General features: G+C 62.4%; 18 protein-coding genes. 7 read left to right on the top strand and 11 right to left on the bottom strand.

All coding sequences use genetic code 11. The annotated features are described in order from the left end of the window. Nucleotides 1-26 precede the first annotated feature (26 nt). Nucleotides 27-2,030, bottom strand: a complete 2,004-nt coding sequence (locus EFB14_RS12065; RefSeq protein WP_126825560.1) for a methyl-accepting chemotaxis protein — start codon at nt 2,028-2,030, stop codon at nt 27-29. A 418-nt stretch (nt 2,031-2,448) separates the two neighbouring features. Between EFB14_RS12065 and EFB14_RS12060 the strand changes: the two genes are divergently transcribed. Then, entirely contained in the window at nt 2,449-3,324 is an 876-nt protein-coding gene (locus EFB14_RS12060; RefSeq protein WP_126825557.1) for a transporter substrate-binding domain-containing protein, read from the top strand. Between the two features lie 15 nt (nt 3,325-3,339). Here EFB14_RS12060 and EFB14_RS12055 read toward each other — a convergent pair whose 3' ends face one another. The 5 genes from EFB14_RS12055 to EFB14_RS12035 all read right to left on the bottom strand — a co-directional run bounded on the left by EFB14_RS12055 (nt 3,340) and on the right by EFB14_RS12035 (nt 6,485). Beyond that, nucleotides 3,340-3,753 (bottom strand): tellurite resistance TerB family protein, encoded by a 414-nt coding sequence (locus EFB14_RS12055; protein ID WP_008524223.1) that lies wholly within the window; start codon nt 3,751-3,753, stop codon nt 3,340-3,342. A 48-nt stretch (nt 3,754-3,801) separates the two neighbouring features. After that, a complete protein-coding gene (locus tag EFB14_RS12050; RefSeq protein ID WP_126825554.1) occupies nt 3,802-4,554 on the bottom strand; it encodes a thermonuclease family protein in 753 nt (250 codons plus the stop codon). A gap of 11 nt (nt 4,555-4,565) precedes the next feature. Further along, nucleotides 4,566-5,231, bottom strand: coding sequence for a S24 family peptidase (locus tag EFB14_RS12045; protein WP_126825551.1), 666 nt, complete (start codon nt 5,229-5,231; stop codon nt 4,566-4,568). 120 nt (nt 5,232-5,351) lie between these two features. Continuing rightward, nucleotides 5,352-5,999 (bottom strand): response regulator, encoded by a 648-nt coding sequence (locus EFB14_RS12040; RefSeq protein ID WP_125842249.1) that lies wholly within the window; start codon nt 5,997-5,999, stop codon nt 5,352-5,354. A gap of 90 nt (nt 6,000-6,089) precedes the next feature. Continuing rightward, nucleotides 6,090-6,485 (bottom strand): hypothetical protein, encoded by a 396-nt coding sequence (locus EFB14_RS12035; protein WP_125842251.1) that lies wholly within the window; start codon nt 6,483-6,485, stop codon nt 6,090-6,092. 118 nt (nt 6,486-6,603) lie between these two features. Between EFB14_RS12035 and EFB14_RS12030 the strand changes: the two genes are divergently transcribed. Both EFB14_RS12030 and EFB14_RS12025 read left to right on the top strand, forming a co-directional pair. Beyond that, a complete protein-coding gene (locus EFB14_RS12030; protein WP_125842253.1) occupies nt 6,604-6,957 on the top strand; it encodes a DUF952 domain-containing protein in 354 nt (117 codons plus the stop codon). Then, nucleotides 6,954-8,042: a quinone-dependent dihydroorotate dehydrogenase gene (locus tag EFB14_RS12025; RefSeq protein WP_126825549.1), complete on the top strand. Its 1,089-nt coding sequence runs from the start codon at nt 6,954-6,956 to the stop codon at nt 8,040-8,042. Before EFB14_RS12030 ends, EFB14_RS12025 begins: the two co-directional genes overlap by 4 nt. Here the strand turns inward: EFB14_RS12025 and EFB14_RS12020 are convergent. The 3 genes from EFB14_RS12020 to EFB14_RS12010 are packed head-to-tail and all read right to left on the bottom strand — an operon-like array spanning nt 8,018 to nt 10,158. Continuing rightward, on the bottom strand, nt 8,018-9,364 hold the full coding sequence (locus EFB14_RS12020; protein WP_126825546.1) for an MATE family efflux transporter: 1,347 nt from the start codon (nt 9,362-9,364) through the stop codon (nt 8,018-8,020). The two genes, EFB14_RS12025 and EFB14_RS12020, sit on opposite strands and share 25 nt — an antisense overlap. Before the next feature lie 7 nt (nt 9,365-9,371). Next, nucleotides 9,372-9,890 (bottom strand): CAP domain-containing protein, encoded by a 519-nt coding sequence (locus tag EFB14_RS12015; RefSeq protein WP_126825543.1) that lies wholly within the window; start codon nt 9,888-9,890, stop codon nt 9,372-9,374. A gap of 1 nt (nt 9,891) precedes the next feature. Then, on the bottom strand, nt 9,892-10,158 hold the full coding sequence (locus EFB14_RS12010; protein ID WP_125842259.1) for a DUF6460 domain-containing protein: 267 nt from the start codon (nt 10,156-10,158) through the stop codon (nt 9,892-9,894). 141 nt (nt 10,159-10,299) lie between these two features. On the opposite strand from EFB14_RS12010, the gene EFB14_RS12005 reads away from it, so the two are divergent. Further along, complete coding sequence (locus EFB14_RS12005; protein WP_126825540.1) at nt 10,300-11,232, top strand: class I SAM-dependent DNA methyltransferase; 933 nt, start codon at nt 10,300-10,302, stop codon at nt 11,230-11,232. 205 nt (nt 11,233-11,437) lie between these two features. Continuing rightward, nucleotides 11,438-12,073 carry a YitT family protein gene (locus EFB14_RS12000; RefSeq protein ID WP_126825537.1) on the top strand — a complete coding sequence of 212 codons (636 nt, stop codon included), beginning with the start codon at nt 11,438-11,440 and terminating at the stop codon, nt 12,071-12,073. 341 nt (nt 12,074-12,414) lie between these two features. On the opposite strand, the gene EFB14_RS11995 is transcribed toward EFB14_RS12000, so the two are convergent. Beyond that, a complete protein-coding gene (locus EFB14_RS11995; RefSeq protein ID WP_126825534.1) occupies nt 12,415-12,876 on the bottom strand; it encodes a carboxymuconolactone decarboxylase family protein in 462 nt (153 codons plus the stop codon). 22 nt (nt 12,877-12,898) lie between these two features. Then, entirely contained in the window at nt 12,899-13,399 is a 501-nt protein-coding gene (locus EFB14_RS11990) for an RrF2 family transcriptional regulator (protein WP_125842267.1), read from the bottom strand. Nucleotides 13,400-13,533: 134 nt separating this feature from the next. Between EFB14_RS11990 and EFB14_RS11985 the strand changes: the two genes are divergently transcribed. Both EFB14_RS11985 and EFB14_RS11980 read left to right on the top strand, forming a co-directional pair. Continuing rightward, nucleotides 13,534-14,166: a YitT family protein gene (locus tag EFB14_RS11985; protein ID WP_125842269.1), complete on the top strand. Its 633-nt coding sequence runs from the start codon at nt 13,534-13,536 to the stop codon at nt 14,164-14,166. A 48-nt stretch (nt 14,167-14,214) separates the two neighbouring features. Then, nucleotides 14,215-16,725 (top strand): ligase-associated DNA damage response DEXH box helicase, encoded by a 2,511-nt coding sequence (locus EFB14_RS11980; protein WP_126825531.1) that lies wholly within the window; start codon nt 14,215-14,217, stop codon nt 16,723-16,725. Nucleotides 16,726-16,749: the final 24 nt, after the last annotated feature.

Genomic DNA, 16,749 nt, shown 5'->3' with positions numbered 1-16,749 from the left:
CCTTGCCAATAGCTGTTTCGATCGCCTCAGAACTCGGTCCAATCAGCATCCTTGCTGGACGGTGTGCTGCCGCCTGCGCCGAAGGCGTTGGCGAGCTTTTGGCCGAGGGCACGGGCCGGCGAAGCCTTCGGGCGTGCCGTGCTTTCGGCAACACGCACTGGTGCCTTGGCAGCCGGGCGCGCGGTGGCGCGCGGCGCTGCGGCCGGTGGCCGGGCCGACGTGATCGGTGCGGCGGCGGCGAAGCCGCCGGTGCCCGTCAGCCTGAACTGGCCGAGCAGATTGTTGAGCGCTGCTGCCTCAGTGGCGAGGTTGTGGCTGGCGGCCGTCGATTCCTCGACCATTGCCGCATTCTGCTGCGTACCCTGGTCCATGGTGTTGACGGCGGTGTTGATCTCCTGCAGCCCGATCGACTGTTCGCGGGAGGCTTCGGCGATTGCGTGGACGTGCTGGTTAATTTCCTGCACCTCATGGACGATCGCGTCGAGCGCCTTGCCGGTCTCGCCGACCAGCGAAACGCCGGTCTGCACATGCGTGCCGGAGGTACTGATCAGCGCCTTGATCTCCTTGGCGGCCTTGGCCGAGCGCTGGGCGAGTTCGCGCACTTCCTGGGCGACGACCGCAAAACCCTTGCCGGCCTCACCGGCACGCGCCGCTTCGACGCCCGCATTCAAGGCCAAAAGGTTGGTCTGGAAGGCGATGTCGTCGATGACGCCGATGATGTTGGAGATCTCGCCCGAGGACTTCTCAATCTGCTGCATGGCGGAGACTGCCTTGCGGACGACTTCGCCGGATTTTTCGGCGCCGAGACGGGTATGGGCGACGAGCTGGCTCGCTTCCTCTGCACGCTTGGCGGCGTCGCGCACTGTCGTGGTGATCTCCTCCAGCGCCGCCGCCGTCTCTTCGACGGAGGCCGATTGTTGTTCGGTCCGCTTGGAAAGCTCGTCAGCAGAAGAGCGGATCTCGTTGGCGCCGGCACTGATCGCCCGGGCGTTGGCGCCGACCGTATGCATGGTCTCGTTGAGTTTCTCGACCGAATTGTTGAAATCCTCACGCAGCGCATCGAGATGCGCGACGAAGGGCTCATTGATATGCGAGGCGAGATCGCCAGCGGCAAGGCGGCGCAGGCCGTCGCCGAGGGCTGCGACGGCGCGTTCGAGTTCGGATGCCTCGCGGGCCTTCTGCGCCTCGCTTTCACGGCGCTCGCTGTCGCTGACGTTGCGGTCGGCTTCGGCACGCGCCTCGATCTGGACGCGCTCGATCGCGTTGTCGCGGAAGGTCGAAACGGCCTTTGCCATCTGGCCGACTTCGTCACGGCGGTCGAGGCCGCCGACATCGCTTGTGGTATCGCCCTCGGCAAGCCGGGTCATGCGCTGGCGCAGTTGCGTCATGGGACCGGCGATGCCGATTTGGGCCACAACAACGCTGAAGCCGACCGCGGCGAGCACGGCGACGCCGATCAGCACAAAACAGAAGACGATCCGCCCGTTGATCGAGGCCGAGAGCGCGTCGCCACCATCGGTGAGCATCGCCATCATCGCATCATTGTTGGCGATCATTTTCGGCGTCAGCGCATTGAGCTTGGCATTGATCAGGGCAACATTCGAAAGCGCGCCGGCGCTGTCCTTAGCCTTGCTCTGCTCGATGATCTTGTTCGCCAGGGTCTCGATTTCATCGATGCCGGCCTGGATCTCATCGATCGCCGGCTTGCGGCTGGGCACCAGTGCCAGCGCCTGCTTCATGCGATCACGGGCCTGCGGCAGCTTGCTCGGTGTGGCGAGCGCCGTCTGGAATTCCGGCGTATCGGGTTTCATGTCGGCAAGCAGCGTTACCTGCAGCACCGAGGCAACCGCCGATGCGCTGGCGCGCGCGCTCAGCATCGAGGCCTGCGCCTCATGATCGATGAAGGCGCTGTAGGCGGCGTCCGCGCGATGGAACTCGGAGATGACATAGGTCAGCCCGGCCATCGTGATCAGCCCGAGCAGCGCTACGACCGAAATGATTTTCGTGCGGATTTTCAGATGCTTCAACATGGAAATGTCACCCGATTGACGGGCACGTCGCGCGCCCGGTGCTTTTGAAATCAATTGCTGCAGAAAAAACGCTGCTTCAATATCGCGGTTCAAGGATACGTTTGGACTGACGCGTGCATCATGCGATCGGCTGGCGGGGTCCGATGTCGTCGCCACAAATAAAAGGCGATATTCTTTAATTCTGCGCTAACAGCGGACGGCGGATGCCCGCAATTTTTAGGGGCTGAATTGTTATCCTCGGACGGCGTCTCAAGTCTCTTCTCTCCTCGGGCGAAGAGGGAATCGAGGCATTGCGGCATATCCCTTGAGGTCTGAAACCGAAGCCATCCGCACTCCCCGCATATTCCCCGCCGCGGATGACTCTGATACATCTCGCCGCCGCGGCAACGCTTCCCGATTAACCCGAGTCTGGATCACGATGATGCAATCCAAGCTGGCATCCCTGGCCCTGAAGGGTGTTCTCGCGTGCGGGCTGTTTCTCGCAGCGCTCCTTTTGAGTTTTGCCGCATCCGCCCAGCAGGCGGCACCCTCGCTGCCGCTGCTCTTCGATGCACGCGAGCGCCTGGCCAAACCGGACCTTTCCTCGCTGGTTCGCCTGCGCTTCCTGACGTCGGTCGATTTTCCGCCCTTCAACTTCACCGATCAGAACGGCAAGCTTTCCGGTTTCGACGTCGACCTTGCCCGCGAAATCTGCGGCGAACTTGAGATATCGGACAAGTGCGAGATCCAGGCGATCCCCTTTGCCGATCTCAAGGATGCGCTCGCTGCCTCGCAGGGCGATGCCGTCATTGCCGGGCTTGCCGTGACGCCGGAGCTGCGCCGGCAATTCGTCTTTTCCAGGCCCTATCTGATGCTGCCGGCGCGCTTCGTGCGCAATCTGGCGGCGCCGATCGATGGAAAGACGGCTGCCGCGCTTTCGGGCCGGCCGGTCGGCGTCGTCAGGGGCACGGTGCACGAAACGATGCTGGCCGCTTTCTTCCCGGCCCTCAAGGCCGAGCCGTTCGATACGAAGGAAGCCCTGCTTGCCGCGCTCAAGGAGCGCAAAGTCGATGCCGCCTTTGCCGATGCGCTGCAGCTTTCCTTCTGGGTCTCTTCGCCGGCCTCGGCCAAATGCTGTGCGCTCTTCGACGGCCCTTATCTCTCCGAACATTTCCTCGGCGAGGGCATGACGATCATGCTGCGGCAAAAGGACAGCGTCCTGACATCGGCCATCGATCACGCGCTCGCCGCGCTATCGCGCAACGGCCGTCTTCAGGAAATCTATCTGCGCTATTTTCCCTACGGGCTCTATTGACGCCGCAACCGGACTTTAGCCCTTGCGGAAACGGGCAATCGCGCTGCGCTCGATGGCAGCGCAGGTGAGCTTGTCGAGGCCGAGCCGATCGCGCAGCAGGCTGAGCAGCCGGAGTTCCTCCGCCTTGACCGAGAGATCGGCGGAGGCGACCTCGACGGCGAGTGCATAGGCCGTGTCGTAGAGCTTTGCAGGCAGGGTGTCGCGCACGGTTTCCAGAACGACGTCGAGGCCTTCCGGCCCCGCAAGCAGCGAGGCGCAGTCGCGCGCCACGGAAATCAGGTTGTCGTCATCGAAATCCCTGAAAACAGGCAGGAATCCGATCAACTGTCCGATCCTTTCCAGCTCCCTGTCGTTCATCGTGCTGTCGACGGCGGATGCCATCACCATCACGTAGATCAGAGCATCATGGGCGGAAAGCGGCTTGTTCATTTCTGATTCCTTTTTCGATCGGTCCAGATTAGGAACTGGCGGCTGCCTTTACAAGGGATCGGCAGCATTCCGCGGCTGCCGGGCCGCTGGCTGTTTGCGGCGTGGATCGTCGCCGTAAAGTCCCTTTCCCGCCTGCTTGGCCTTCTCGGCGGCGGCTGCAAGCGGCGAACCCGGTGCTGCTTCCGCCCAGCCGTTTTCGGCGAGCCATGAGCCGAGATCCTCTGTGCCGAGGCGGCAGGTAGCGATCGCCGTTCCCTGCCATTCCGCCGTCTCGAGATCGCAAGTGACGCTGCGATTGCGCAATAGCAGGCGCAACGCCGTTTTCGCCATCATGCCGCAGGGCCATTGCCGGCTTGCCGGTCCGCATATCTTGTCGACCGGTGTCGAGACGATGCCGGCAAGCTGAAGCCTGCGTTCGCCGAAGGAAAGAATGCCTGCATTTTCAACCACCGGCCGCAACAACTCCATCGCCTTCTTCGTGCCGGGACCGGCCGTGTCGTGCTGCATCGTCTGCGCTTGTTGTTTGACACCGGCGGCTTTGGGCGCAGCGCCGCCAGATGCGGCCGGGGAGGGCGGAACCGCCGGTTCGGCCGAGCGGGCGATCATTTCGGCGTGTTCGTCCGATATCGCCGCCGGCTGCCCGGCGGTCTCAGGAGCAGCATCCGCCGTTGCGGTCGTCATCTCTTCTGCAGGCGCGATTTCTTCTTGGCCCACGCCGCCGAGCTTTGCTTCGCCCGCCATCAGCAGGCCGGCCACCACCGCAATCCCTGTGATACCTGTGAACAAGGCTGCAGGGCGCATGGAATATCTTCCTATTGGCTGGCCCAGATGATGCGAGCGATCCAGTCGACGTCGGAAAGATCGAGGGTGCGGTTGGGATGTTCGGGATTGAGCGACATGAGCTCGATCGACCGCGGGCTCTGACGCAGCAGCACCTTGGCCATCACTTCGCCCTCGCGTGTCCGCACAACGACGCGGTCGTTGCGGCGCACCTGCGCCCCCGGCTCGACGATCAGCACGTCGCCGTCGCGGTAGAGCGGCATCATGCTCTCGCCCTGCACCTCCAGCGCATAGACGCCGGCCTTCTGTGATGGCGCTGCTGGAAATTCCACCACGTCCCAGCCCTGGCCGGCCGGAAAACCGCCATCGTCGAAAAAGCCGCCAGCGCCCGCCTGCGCAAAGCCGAGCAGGGGGATCGAGCTGCCCGGAGGCGCAAACGTCGCGTCCGGTAGCCCGGAAGGGTTGCCGCCCGGTCGCATGAAGGCGAGAAACTGCTCCATGCTCGCCCCCGTCGCATCGAGCACCTTGGCGATCGATTCCGTCGAGGGCCAGCGCAGCCGCCCGTCTGCGGAAAGCCGTTTCGATTTATTGAAGGATGTCGGGTCGAGCCCTGCGCGCCGCGCAAGACCAGACGGCGTCAGGTCGTGCCGTTCGGCAAGCCTGTCGATCGCTCCCCAGATCTGCTCGTGTGACAGCATGATGCGCCCGATCCCGTGCGGCTCATCCAATGCCGCGCTTCAACCGAGCGGAATATTAACCGACCGTTCCGCCCGAGTAAAGACAGGAAAGGAATAAAATCCTGTTTCGGACGGTTTGCTTCAGGCCACCATCGCCATATTGATCTTGCCGAGCTGGATGACCGCCTGTGTCCGGCTGTCGACATCGAGTTTCAGCAGGATCGCCGAGACATGCGCCTTAATCGTCGCCTCGGAGACGCCGAGTTCGTAAGCGATCTGCTTGTTCAGCAGCCCTTCGGCAAGCATGGTCAGCACCCGGCTCTGCTGCGGCGTCAGCGTATGGAGACGGTGGATCAGGTCGGCGACGTCGGGATCCTGTTCCTGTCCATCGCGGTAGCTCTCCGGCGTGGCGATATCGCCGGCAAGCACCGTCTGTATGCTGCGGCGAATGTCCTCGATGCCGGAGGATTTGGAGATGAAGCCGGAAGCGCCGAGTTCCAGCGCCCGACGGATCGTCGTTGCATCGTCTGTTGCCGAGACGATGATGATCGGCAGGCTAGCGAACTCGGAGCGCAATGCCATCAGGCCGGAAAAGCCGCTGACACCAGGCATCGCGAGGTCGAGAAGCATCAGGTCGGCGTCCGCATGGGCGCCTGCCGCCTTGCGCGCGGCGGCGAAATCACCGGCTTCGACGATCGACTGCCGGCCTTCCATGCCTATCACCGCCTGGCGCAGCGCATCCCGGAAAAGCGGATGATCGTCCGCAATGATGATGGTCTGTTCGTGCATCGAAAACTCCCTCCCAAGAGTCCGATCATGCCGCATGCGCCGCCATCCCCTCAGCGGTGCATGCATGCTCGCTGACGTGACTATATCAGATCACGTCTTCTGCGGAAGGGGATTGGCGTTTTCCTCGGCCTGGAACTCCTTCACCATCCCCATGAAACTCTTCATCATCCGCTCCATGATGCTGATCGAGCGGTCGACCTCTGCATCGCTCGGCAGTGCGCGCTGGGCGGTGTTTTGCTCCAGCGCCGTCACCCGTTTTGAAAGCCGGTCGAGCTCGTCTTCATAGGCCGCCCTCTCGTCGGCCGCCATGCGGCAGACGAGAGCGCCGTCCTTGTCCTGGCAGATCGACATCGCGCCGGTCTGCCGGTCGAGCCGGACGAAATGATCGCCGCTCCTTTCCAGCTGGAAGCGGCTGGCATCGGGTTCGGCCGCCATGGCCGCAAATGGCAGGAGACTAACGCCAAGCGTGAGAACCAATATTTTCATCGTCTCATCCTCCGGATTTTGCTTGTGGCGGCCCCGTTTTAAGCGCCGGGGCGTGGACATCGCCGCCTCTTTCCGGCAAAGCGCTCATGACTGAGGACCAGCGTATCGTGAGACCATGATGACCGTGACACCGACCCTTTACAAGATCGTGACGGAAGCGCTCTGGCAGGAAGCCAGACAAACCGGCATTTTTCATGGCGCCGGCATCGATCTCAAGGATGGCTTCATCCATTTCTCGACGGCAGGCCAGGTGAAGCAGACCGCGGCCCTGCATTTTGCCGGCCAGTCCGGCCTGCTGCTCATTGCGGTCAATGGCGAGGGTTTCGGCGATAAGCTCATTTTCGAGCCCTCGCGCGGTGGCGATCTCTTCCCGCATCTTTACGCCGATCTGCCGCTTGCGGCCGTGCTCTGGGAGGCGCCGCTGCCGCTCGATGAAGCAGGAGCCCACATCTTTCCGGAGCTGCAGCCATGATCGATCCTTTCAAGCGTTTCGCCCGCAAGGGTCTTTTCCTGTTCGATCCGGAAACGGCGCACGGCATGTCGATCGCCGCGCTGAAATCCGGTCTCGTGCCAGCCTGCCATGTCGCCCCCGATCCGCGCCTGCGCCAAACCGTCGCCGGGCTTGTCTTCGAAAACCCGATCGGCATGGCTGCAGGCTACGACAAGAATGCCGAAGTGCCGGAAGCGCTGCTGAAACTCGGTTTCGGTTTTACCGAAATCGGCACGGTGACGCCGAAACCGCAATCCGGCAATCCGCGTCCGCGCATCTTCCGCCTGGTGGAAGATGAAGGCGTCATCAATCGCCTCGGCTTCAACAATGAAGGCCATGATGCCGCATTCGGGCGCCTCGCCGCGCTGAAGGGCAATGGCATCATCGGCGTCAATATCGGCGCCAACAAGGACAGCGAGGATCGCATCGCCGACTACGTTGCCGGCATCCGCCGCTTCTATTCCGTCGCGCGCTATTTCACCGCCAACATCTCCTCGCCGAACACGCCTGGCCTGCGGGATCTGCAGGCGCGCGAAAGCCTTGCGGCGCTACTATCAGCCGTGCTGGCAGCCCGCGACGAGATGGCGGAGAAATCCGGCCGGAAGATCCCGGTCTTTCTGAAGATCGCCCCTGATTTGACTGAGGAAGGCATGGACGATATCGCCGCCGAGGCGCTGTCGCATGCGCTGGATGGCCTGATCGTCTCCAACACCACGCTGTCGCGCGATGGTCTCAAGGATGAGCGCCAGGCGAAGGAAGCGGGCGGCCTCTCCGGCGTGCCGCTTTTCGAAAGGTCGACTTCCGTGCTCGCCAGGATGCGCAAGCGCGTCGGCCCTGGTCTGCCGATCATCGGCGTCGGCGGCGTCTCCTCGGCCGAGACCGCGCTGGAAAAGATCAGGGCGGGCGCCGATCTCGTCCAGCTCTATTCCTGCATGGTCTATGAGGGCCCGGGCCTGCCCGGCGATATTGTCCGCGCCCTCTCCGCGCTCCTGGACCGTGAAAAGGCCGGCTCGATCCGCGAACTGCGCGACACCAGGCTGGATTACTGGGCGGCGCGGAAGGTCTGATCGGCTCGCGGCTGCACCAGCATGGCCAAGAAAAAGCCGCGGAAGAGCAGGAAGGCGTTCATCGCCAGCCAAAGGCCGTGATTGCCGAAGAGCGGCACGAAAACGGCGAGCATCAGGAGATAGCCGGCAAAGGACATGAGCATGCGGTTGCGCATATCGACCGACCATGTCGCGCCGATGAAAACTCCGTCCATCAAAAAGGCAAGCGCGCCCGTCAACCCCGTCACCGCTGCCCAGGGCAGATAGGTTTCGGCCGCGTGCTGCACCTCGGGCGATGTCGTCAGCACTGAGATCAGCCAGGGTCCGGCGAAAAAGAAGAAGGCGGAAGCAAGCGCCGCCAGTCCGAAGGACCAAACGATCGTAAGCTTCAGCCCTCGGTCGAAGGCCGGCCGGTATCGTGCGCCGACCGCCCGGCCGGTGATCTGCTCGGCGGCGTTGGCAAGCCCGTCGAGATAATAACCTGACAGCAGGAAGAAATTCATCAGCACGGCATTGGCGGCAAGCGTCACCGCACCGAAGCTGGTGCCGATCCGCGTCATGATCGTGAAGGCGCCGATCAGCACGAAAGTGCGGATAAGGATGTCGCGGTTGAGGGCAAAAAGCTCGGCCAGCCGATGCCTGGAAAAGATCTCCGCCCGTGCCGGCCGCTCTGCCTTGCCGAAGCCGCGCAGCACGATGAAGAGTCCGGCCAGTGCGCCGGCCGTTTCGCCGGCCATCGTTCCCCAGGCAACCCCTGCGACACCCCAGCCGAGCGACAGGCCGAGATAGATGGAAAGCAGGATGTTGATGCCGTTGATGATCGCCTGCAGCAGGAGGCCCACATTGCCCTGTCCGCGCCCGAGCACGAAGCCTAGGACGGCATAGTTCGCCAGCGCCGCCGGTGCGGCGAGAATGCGGATGGAGAAATAGGTGCTGGTCGCCTCGGCGATTGCTCCTTCCGCGCCCATCAGCCTCAACCCCGCTGCAATCAGCAGCGGTGAGAGAAAGAGTAGCGCCAGCCCGCAGCCGAGCGCTGATATGAGCGCCCGCCAGAAGACCGCCTGCTGTTCGTGCTGGTCCCGCCGGCCATAGGCCTGCGCCGTCAATCCTGTCGTCGAGGCGCGCAGGAAGTTGAAGCTCCCCATGATGAGATCGAAGAGCATCGCGCCGATCGCAAGCCCTGCGAGTGCTTCGGGATCGCCCATATGGCCGACGACGGCGGTGTTCGTCAGCCCAAGCAGCGGCGTCGTCATGAAGCCGAGCGTCATCGGAATGGCGATTGAGAGCACCAGCCGGTGCGTTACGTCGAATGCCAGCGTGTGGTTATTGCTGCGCGTGTCCATGCCTGCCTCATATCGAGGCGGAATCGCCTCGGCTGGAAAGCACCATGGCCCAATAGGGCAGGTTCCGGGAAGATGTATTATGAGCGACGGCGACGCCGAGGCCGTCATAACGTCCGAGCATATTCTCCAGGTGATGGGGCGAGTTGATCCAGGCCGTCACCACCGCATCGACGCTCTGCTGGCCGGAGGCGATATTCTCTGCCGCCGGCAGTCGGACACCACTTGCTTTCACACGTGCGCCAAAACTGTCGGATATGCCCATCAGATGCGCCATCTTACCGGCGCTCGCCATGCGTTTCGCCTGGAAGAGGGCGGCGGTCTGCGCCGCCGGATCGGCGGCAAGCGGCGGCAGGCCGTTCTTCGCCCTCAACTGGTTGACGAGCGGCAATACGCTCGACGTTTCGTCCTCGCCGTCAGACGGCGTGCCGGCGATCCGCGGGGTTGTCGTGCAGCCGGCAATGCCGGCGGCGAACGCGAGTCCGGAAAGACGCAACAGGCTGCGCCTGGAAAAAGCGATGGATGTCATATTACCTGTGATAGCTGAAAAGGCGAAGGATGACGAAGAGCGGGATGACGATCGTTGCGCCGAGGATGAGATAGTCGCCGACGCGTCCGAGTGCGGAGAAGCCCCGATGCCAGATCTCCAGGATGAAGTCGCGGACCCCATCGATGATGCTCCACGGCGTCAGGCCGAAAACGGTCATGACGAAACCGACGATCAGCGACACCACGATAAGTTTTACCAATGTGCGGCCGAGTGAATCGCCGAGGAACTTGTTCACCTGATCGGACATGCGCCATCTCCTGTTTGCCCTTGGAATAAGGTTGCGGCGCGCCGCCCGCAAGCCCTTTCCGGGATTGGCTGCTTCGCCACTGAAATAGGACTTGAGTTTTTTTGTGGCCGCAGCCAAATGCGGGCGAACCAAGGTCAACTTATGCAGCCCCACCAGCTTTCCTCAGGCGACGTCATCGCCGACCGCCGCGCCGATTATGCCAGGATGCTCGAAGAAGGCGGCGAGCCGGAAGCGGCCGCCGAGCTGATGGAGCAGGCGCTCGAACTCGCGCCCGCCTGGGCCGCCGGCTGGTTTCGCCTGGCCACCTATCGCGAAAAGGCGGGCGGGGGTGAAGCCGCAATCGAGGCCTATCGCAGGACGCTTGCCCTCGACCCCGACGACATTTTCGGCGCCGCCCTCAAGCTCGCGCTTCTCGGCGACGGTGCGATACCCGACCGGCCGCCGAGCCGCTATGTCGAGCGTCTTTTCGACGACTATGCCGATCGTTTCGAATCAGCCCTTGTCGAAAAACTCGACTACAGCGTCCCGCAGAAGCTCGCAGCGCTCGTCGCCTCCACCGGCAGACATTACGAATGCGCCGTCGATCTCGGCTGCGGCACCGGCCTGCTCGGCCCGGAAATCCGCGCCGATGTCGGTCGTCTCGAAGGCTTCGACCTCTCGCAGAACATGCTGGCGAAGGCCGCCGAGAAACAGGTCTATGACAGTCTCGCCCAGGCCGATCTTTCGCTTACGCCCGATCTCTCCGGCGTCTTTGCCGATGCGGCGCGGCATCGCGCCGATCTCGTGACGGCAGCTGACGTGCTGATGTATCTCGGCAATCTCGAGAGCGTCTTTGCCATCCTCGGAGAACTCGCTGCATCAGGCGCCGACATCGCCTTTTCCGTCGAGGATGCAGGGGAGAGCGAAGGCTTCCATCTCGCTCCTTCGCTGCGTTATGCCCATTCGGAGGCCTATGTGAGGATGCTGCTCGCCCGGCACGGCCTGGAAGTCCTCAAGATCGTCAAGACGATCATTCGCAAAGATGGCGGAAAACCGGTTTCCGGTATTCTGTTCCTTGCGCGCAAGCCGGCATGAGCGAATATTTCTTGCGTTTTTTGAATAGGTCAACATTGCTTACCTATTCCGCTTGATCGAAATACGAAAAGACTGATATTGCACAGATATCTGCAGCGAGCGCGGCGATACGCCGGTGCTCCAACTCATTTCATGATGAAAATTTCCATCGCGCCGGACCTTCGCCGGACGCTCCCGAATTCGTCTGCCGTTGGAGACTGGCGACATGACACAGCTCATCAATGCCCTTGGCGTCTGGAACACAAGCGCGACGCGCCACTCCACCGTTGAGGATGTGCAGGGGATATTTTCCGGCAGCCTCGTCGCAGCCCTCGGCCTCTACGTGCTTGCCAGCGCCGGTCTGCTGACCGGCAGCACGGCCGGTGTGGCCTTCCTCCTGCATTATGCCTTCGGCGTCAATTTCGGCCTCGCTTTCTTCCTGCTCAACCTGCCGTTCTTCTATCTCTCGTGGAAGCGTCTCGGCATGGCCTTCACGGTCAAGACCTTCATTGCGATCGGCCTGACGTCGGTGATTGCCGATGTGCAGTCACGCTTCTTTTCCATTTCGAGCATCCATCCGGCCTGGGCGGCCCTTCTTGGCGGCTTGCTGCTCGGCTTCGGCCTGCTGGCGCTCTATCGCCACCGCGCGAGCCTCGGCGGCGTCGGCATTCTCGGCATCTACCTGCAGGAACGTTTCGGCATCCGCGCCGGCCTCGTCCAGCTCATCATCGATTTATGCGTGCTTGCCGTGGCCGTCTTTGTCGCCACGCCGCCTGTCGTCTTCTATTCGGTGCTCGGCGCCGTCGTTCTCAACCTCTTCGTCGCCATCAACCATCGCGCCGACCGCTACATCGCGCTTTAGCCCTAACCTTACAGAACGGTAAGCCATTCTAAACAAAACGTAACTTGCCTGTGACGCTTCTCGGCGCGACACTTCCTCTCGCGCCGGATTTGATGAGGTGAGTTATGTCAGATTTGGAAAAGCTTGTGAGACGCCGCATGCAGGAAGAATACGCCAAAGGCGCTTCCGCGGAGGAAGTCGCGAAAGTCGTCCGCGACCTATTCAACAGCATCGACCTCTCAAGCAATAGGTTTGACGCCGTCGCCGTGCGAGCCACGACCGATCGCGAATGACCAAATATCAACCGACCCGAGATTTTTCGGGTCGGTCTTCGGGATGAATTCTCTGCAAGCAGATATCTATCACGCAGCCTTCGTGACCTTGTCGATGGGATGCTGCGAGCGGAAGCCGACCGCGAGCCGGTTCCAGACATTGATCGCACCGATTGCCACCGTGATCTTGGTCATCTCCTCCTCGGAGAAATGCGCCTTCAACTCCTCGTAGTCGGCATCCGGCGCGCCTGTCTTGGCGATGTTCGTGACAGCGTCGACCCAGGCGAGCAGCGCGCGTTCGCGGGCATCATAGATCGGCGATTCCCGCCAGACGCACATCAGGTTGATCCATTGCTCGCTGAGCCCATCATGGCGGGCTTCCTTCACATGCATATCGACGCAATAGGCGCAGCCGTTGATCTGCGAGGCGCGCAGCTTGATCAGGTGGATGAAGCGGCGCTCCAGTCCGGAAGACTGGACATATTGCTCGAGCGCGGCAACGGCCTTGTAGGCGTCGGGAGCGGCTTTTGCGAAGTTGAAACGCGGTTGCATGGTCTTTCTCCTTGGTTAGGGCTCAGCGAGCCGTCTTGCGTTCGTGGATTTCAAGGAAGGCGCAGCCTCGGGCTGCGATCGATCCGTCGTCGAGAGCATTCAATTCGATGCCAAGATCGGCAATGCTCGTCTTGGCAAGTTCCGCCCGGTAGACCCGTTCGGCTCGCAGCATCGCCGCACTGATGTTGCAGGGCTTGGCGAAGAAGCGATCGGAGACCGGGTGCGGTCCACGCTGGCGGATTTCGGCGCAGCGGAAGGCCGGTGCCGGCCCTTCGACTGCGAGCAGGATGTCGAGCAGCGAAATCTCCTCCGGCGCCTTGCCCAGCCGATATCCGCCCTTTGGCCCCGGCACGGTATCGAGGATGCCGGCGCCCGACAGCGCCTGCAGATGCTTCAAGAGATAACTTGTCGAAACGCCGTGGAATTCTGCCAGCGCAGCCGCCGAAAGCACCCCGCCTTCGGAAAGGCCGGAAAGCATTGCAACGCTGTGAATGGCTTGCTCGACGCCATCGCTCATCTTCATGAAAGCGGCTCCTCAGTTCGTGGATAAAAAATATCCACGATTATCCCGGATGTCAAGAGGGGCATCCTCCATGCTTACCGCTTGCCTTTATTCCCGCGCGGGATAGAAGGCGGAAAAGCCGACAGGGGAACATCATGGCATCCACCATCTTCGCAGATCTTCTGAATTCCAGCGCCGATCGTCACTCGCCCTTGGACGACGCCCAGGGCATTGTCGCCGGAAGCATGCTCGCCGTGCTCGGCGTATCGCTTCTCTCCGGCGCCGGGCTGCTAGCCGGCGGCACGGCGGGCCTTGCCTTCCTCGCCCATTATGCGACGGGCTTCAGCTTCGGCCTCTGCTTCTTCGCCGTGAACCTGCCCTTCTATTATTTTGCTTTCCGCCGTTTAGGCCTTGCCTTCACCATCAAGACCTTTGCGGCAATCGCGCTTACGTCGGCCCTGTCCGAATTTGTCTCCGGCTTCATCACCATTGCGCATGTCGATCCGGTCGCCGGTGCGCTGTTCGGTGGCCTCGTTATCGCCGCCGGCATGTTGGCGCTCTTCCGTCACCGCGCCAGCCTCGGCGGTATCGGCATCCTTGCCCTCTATCTGCAGGATCGCTTCGGCTGGCGCGCCGGCCTCGTCCAGCTCGGCTTCGACGGCATCGTCCTGGCGCTCTCCTTTTTCGTCGCCAGCCCTTTCATCATTGCCTGCTCTGTGCTCGGCGCGCTGGTTCTCAACCTCACGCTCGCGATCAACCACCGCAAGGACCGCTATATCGCTATGTGAACGGCAGGACGCTCTTCTTTTTCCCCGGCTTTTCACTACCTTCAGGGCGTGGACCAGATCGATTCCGAAGCCCGCGCCTCACTTCCTGCCGCCTTTACCCGCTGGTTTGCGGAAAAGGGCTGGCGTCCGCGCGCCCATCAGCTGGAACTGCTTGCCCGCGCCGAGGCCGGCGAAAGCACCTTGCTGATTGCCCCGACCGGCGCCGGCAAGACGCTCGCCGGTTTTCTGCCCTCGCTCACCGATCTCACCCGCCGCGGCAGGATCCCGCCCGGCTCCGCCTTTACCGGCATCCATACGCTTTATGTCTCGCCGCTGAAGGCGCTTGCCATCGATATCGAGCGCAACCTGATGAAGCCGGTCGAGGAGATGGGTCTGCCCGTCACCGTCGAAAACCGCACCGGCGACACACCGAATGCCAAGCGCCAGCGCCAGAAGCTCAACCCTCCTGATATTCTGCTGACGACGCCGGAACAGGTCGCCCTGCTTCTGGCGAACAGGGAGGCCGAACGTTTCTTCAAGGACCTGAAATATGTCGTCCTCGACGAGCTGCATTCGCTAGTCACCTCCAAGCGCGGCCACATGCTTTCGCTCGGCCTCGCCCGCCTGCGCCGCCTTGCTCCCGGCCTGAAGACCATCGGCCTGTCAGCAACCGTCGCCGAACCGATGGACCTGCAGAAATGGCTGGTCGGACAGGAGGAGGGGAGCGAGCATCACGCTGGCCTCGTCGTCGTCGAAGGGGGCGCCAAGCCCGATATCTCGATCCTTTCGACCGAGGAGCATATCCCCTGGTCCGGCCATTCCGCCCGATACGCCATCCCCGATGTCTACAAGCAGCTTGTCGAACACCAAACGACGCTGCTCTTCGTCAATACCCGCAGCCAGGCTGAAATGCTCTTCCAGGCGCTCTGGACGATCAATGACGACAACCTGCCGATCGCGCTTCACCACGGCTCGCTCGATGTCGCTCAGCGCCGCAAGGTCGAGGCGGCCATGGCGGAAAACCGACTGCGCGCCGTTGTCGCCACCTCCACCCTCGATCTCGGCATCGACTGGGGCGATGTCGATCTCGTCATTCATGTCGGCGCCCCGAAAGGCGCCTCGCGTCTCGCCCAGCGCATCGGCCGTGCCAATCACCGCATGGACGAGCCCTCGAAGGCGATCCTCGTGCCTGCCAACCGTTTCGAGGTCATGGAGTGTCAGGCCGCACTCGACGCCAATTATATCGGCGCACAGGATACCCCGCCCGTCGGCCGCGGCGCGCTCGACGTGCTCGCCCAGCACGTGCTCGGCATGGCCTGCGCCGAGCCCTTCGACATGCTGGAACTCTATGATGAGGTCACCAGTGCCTCGCCCTATGCCGATCTGACGTGGGAAACCTTCGAGCGCATCGTCGATTTCGTCGCGACCGGCGGCTACGCGCTCAGAACCTACGAGCGATACGCCCGCATCCGCAAGACCAAGGAGGGGCGCTGGCGCGTCTCCAATCCTGCCGTCGCCCAGCAATATCGCCTCAACCTCGGCACCATCGTCGAAAGCCCGATGCTGAACATCCGCATGGTCAAGCGCGGGGAGGGCGGCAGGATCGGCCGCGGCGGAGCTACCCTCGGCAAGGTCGAGGAATATTTCCTCGAGCAGATGTCGCAGGGCGATACCTTCATCTTCTCAGGCAAGGTGCTGCGCTTCGAGGGGATTCGCGAAAACGAATGCCTGGCGTCGCAGGCCTTCTCGCTCGATCCGAAGATCCCGTCCTACAATGGCGGCAAGTTTCCGCTGTCGACCTATCTCGCCGAGCAGGTCCGGGCGATGATCGCCGATCCCGACCGCTGGAGGCGCCTGCCGGATCAGGTGCGCGACTGGCTGTCGCTGCAAAAGGACAAGTCGATGCTGCCGAAGCGCGACGAGTTCCTGATCGAGACGTTCCCGCGCGGCAGCCGCGGCTATATGGTCGCCTATCCCTTCGAAGGCCGTCTCGCCCACCAGACGCTCGGCATGCTGCTGACCCGCCGGCTGGAGCGGGCCGGCGCCAAGCCGCTCGGCTTCGTCGCCACCGATTATTCCCTTGCGATCTGGGGTCTCGAGGATATGGGGCTGATGATCCGCAATGGCCGGCTCAGCCTCTCCGACCTCTTCGACGAGGATATGCTCGGCGATGATCTGGAGGCCTGGCTCGACGAATCCTTCCTACTGAAGCGCACCTTCCGCAATTGCGCCGTGATTGCAGGCTTGATCGAGCGCCGTCATCCGGGCAAGGAAAAGAGCGGCCGCCAGATCACCGTCTCCGCCGATCTGATCTACGATGTGCTGCGCAGCCACGAGCCGGATCATATCCTGCTGCAGGCAACGCGCCAGGATGCGGCGACGGGACTTTTGGATATTGGCCGTCTTGGCGATATGCTGAGACGAATCAGGGGCCACATCACCCACCGCGCCCTCGACCATATTTCCCCGCTCGCCGTGCCGGTGATGCTGGAGATCGGACGAGAAGCGGTGCCGGGCGAGGCCCACGACGCGCTGCTGGCCGAAGCGGCGGACGATCTGATCGCCGAAGCTCTGGCCTGACGATGATTTGGAAACGACGAGAGT

This window comes from Rhizobium fabae (assembly GCF_003985135.1).
Taxonomy (GTDB): domain Bacteria; phylum Pseudomonadota; class Alphaproteobacteria; order Rhizobiales; family Rhizobiaceae; genus Rhizobium; species Rhizobium pisi.
The sequence above is the reverse complement of the archived record's forward strand: the minus strand, read 5'-3'. Positions and strand labels throughout refer to the sequence as shown.

Coding starts and splice junctions, on each gene's coding strand:
- EFB14_RS12065 (WP_126825560.1), bottom strand. CDS start 2,030: ATGTTGAAGCATCTGAAAATCCGCACGAAAATCATTTCGGTCGTAGCG.
- EFB14_RS12060 (WP_126825557.1), top strand. CDS start 2,449: ATGATGCAATCCAAGCTGGCATCCCTGGCCCTGAAGGGTGTTCTCGCG.
- EFB14_RS12055 (WP_008524223.1), bottom strand. CDS start 3,753: ATGAACAAGCCGCTTTCCGCCCATGATGCTCTGATCTACGTGATGGTG.
- EFB14_RS12050 (WP_126825554.1), bottom strand. CDS start 4,554: ATGCGCCCTGCAGCCTTGTTCACAGGTATCACAGGGATTGCGGTGGTG.
- EFB14_RS12045 (WP_126825551.1), bottom strand. CDS start 5,231: ATGCTGTCACACGAGCAGATCTGGGGAGCGATCGACAGGCTTGCCGAA.
- EFB14_RS12040 (WP_125842249.1), bottom strand. CDS start 5,999: ATGCACGAACAGACCATCATCATTGCGGACGATCATCCGCTTTTCCGG.
- EFB14_RS12035 (WP_125842251.1), bottom strand. CDS start 6,485: ATGAAAATATTGGTTCTCACGCTTGGCGTTAGTCTCCTGCCATTTGCG.
- EFB14_RS12030 (WP_125842253.1), top strand. CDS start 6,604: ATGACCGTGACACCGACCCTTTACAAGATCGTGACGGAAGCGCTCTGG.
- EFB14_RS12025 (WP_126825549.1), top strand. CDS start 6,954: ATGATCGATCCTTTCAAGCGTTTCGCCCGCAAGGGTCTTTTCCTGTTC.
- EFB14_RS12020 (WP_126825546.1), bottom strand. CDS start 9,364: ATGGACACGCGCAGCAATAACCACACGCTGGCATTCGACGTAACGCAC.
- EFB14_RS12015 (WP_126825543.1), bottom strand. CDS start 9,890: ATGACATCCATCGCTTTTTCCAGGCGCAGCCTGTTGCGTCTTTCCGGA.
- EFB14_RS12010 (WP_125842259.1), bottom strand. CDS start 10,158: ATGTCCGATCAGGTGAACAAGTTCCTCGGCGATTCACTCGGCCGCACA.
- EFB14_RS12005 (WP_126825540.1), top strand. CDS start 10,300: ATGCAGCCCCACCAGCTTTCCTCAGGCGACGTCATCGCCGACCGCCGC.
- EFB14_RS12000 (WP_126825537.1), top strand. CDS start 11,438: ATGACACAGCTCATCAATGCCCTTGGCGTCTGGAACACAAGCGCGACG.
- EFB14_RS11995 (WP_126825534.1), bottom strand. CDS start 12,876: ATGCAACCGCGTTTCAACTTCGCAAAAGCCGCTCCCGACGCCTACAAG.
- EFB14_RS11990 (WP_125842267.1), bottom strand. CDS start 13,399: ATGAAGATGAGCGATGGCGTCGAGCAAGCCATTCACAGCGTTGCAATG.
- EFB14_RS11985 (WP_125842269.1), top strand. CDS start 13,534: ATGGCATCCACCATCTTCGCAGATCTTCTGAATTCCAGCGCCGATCGT.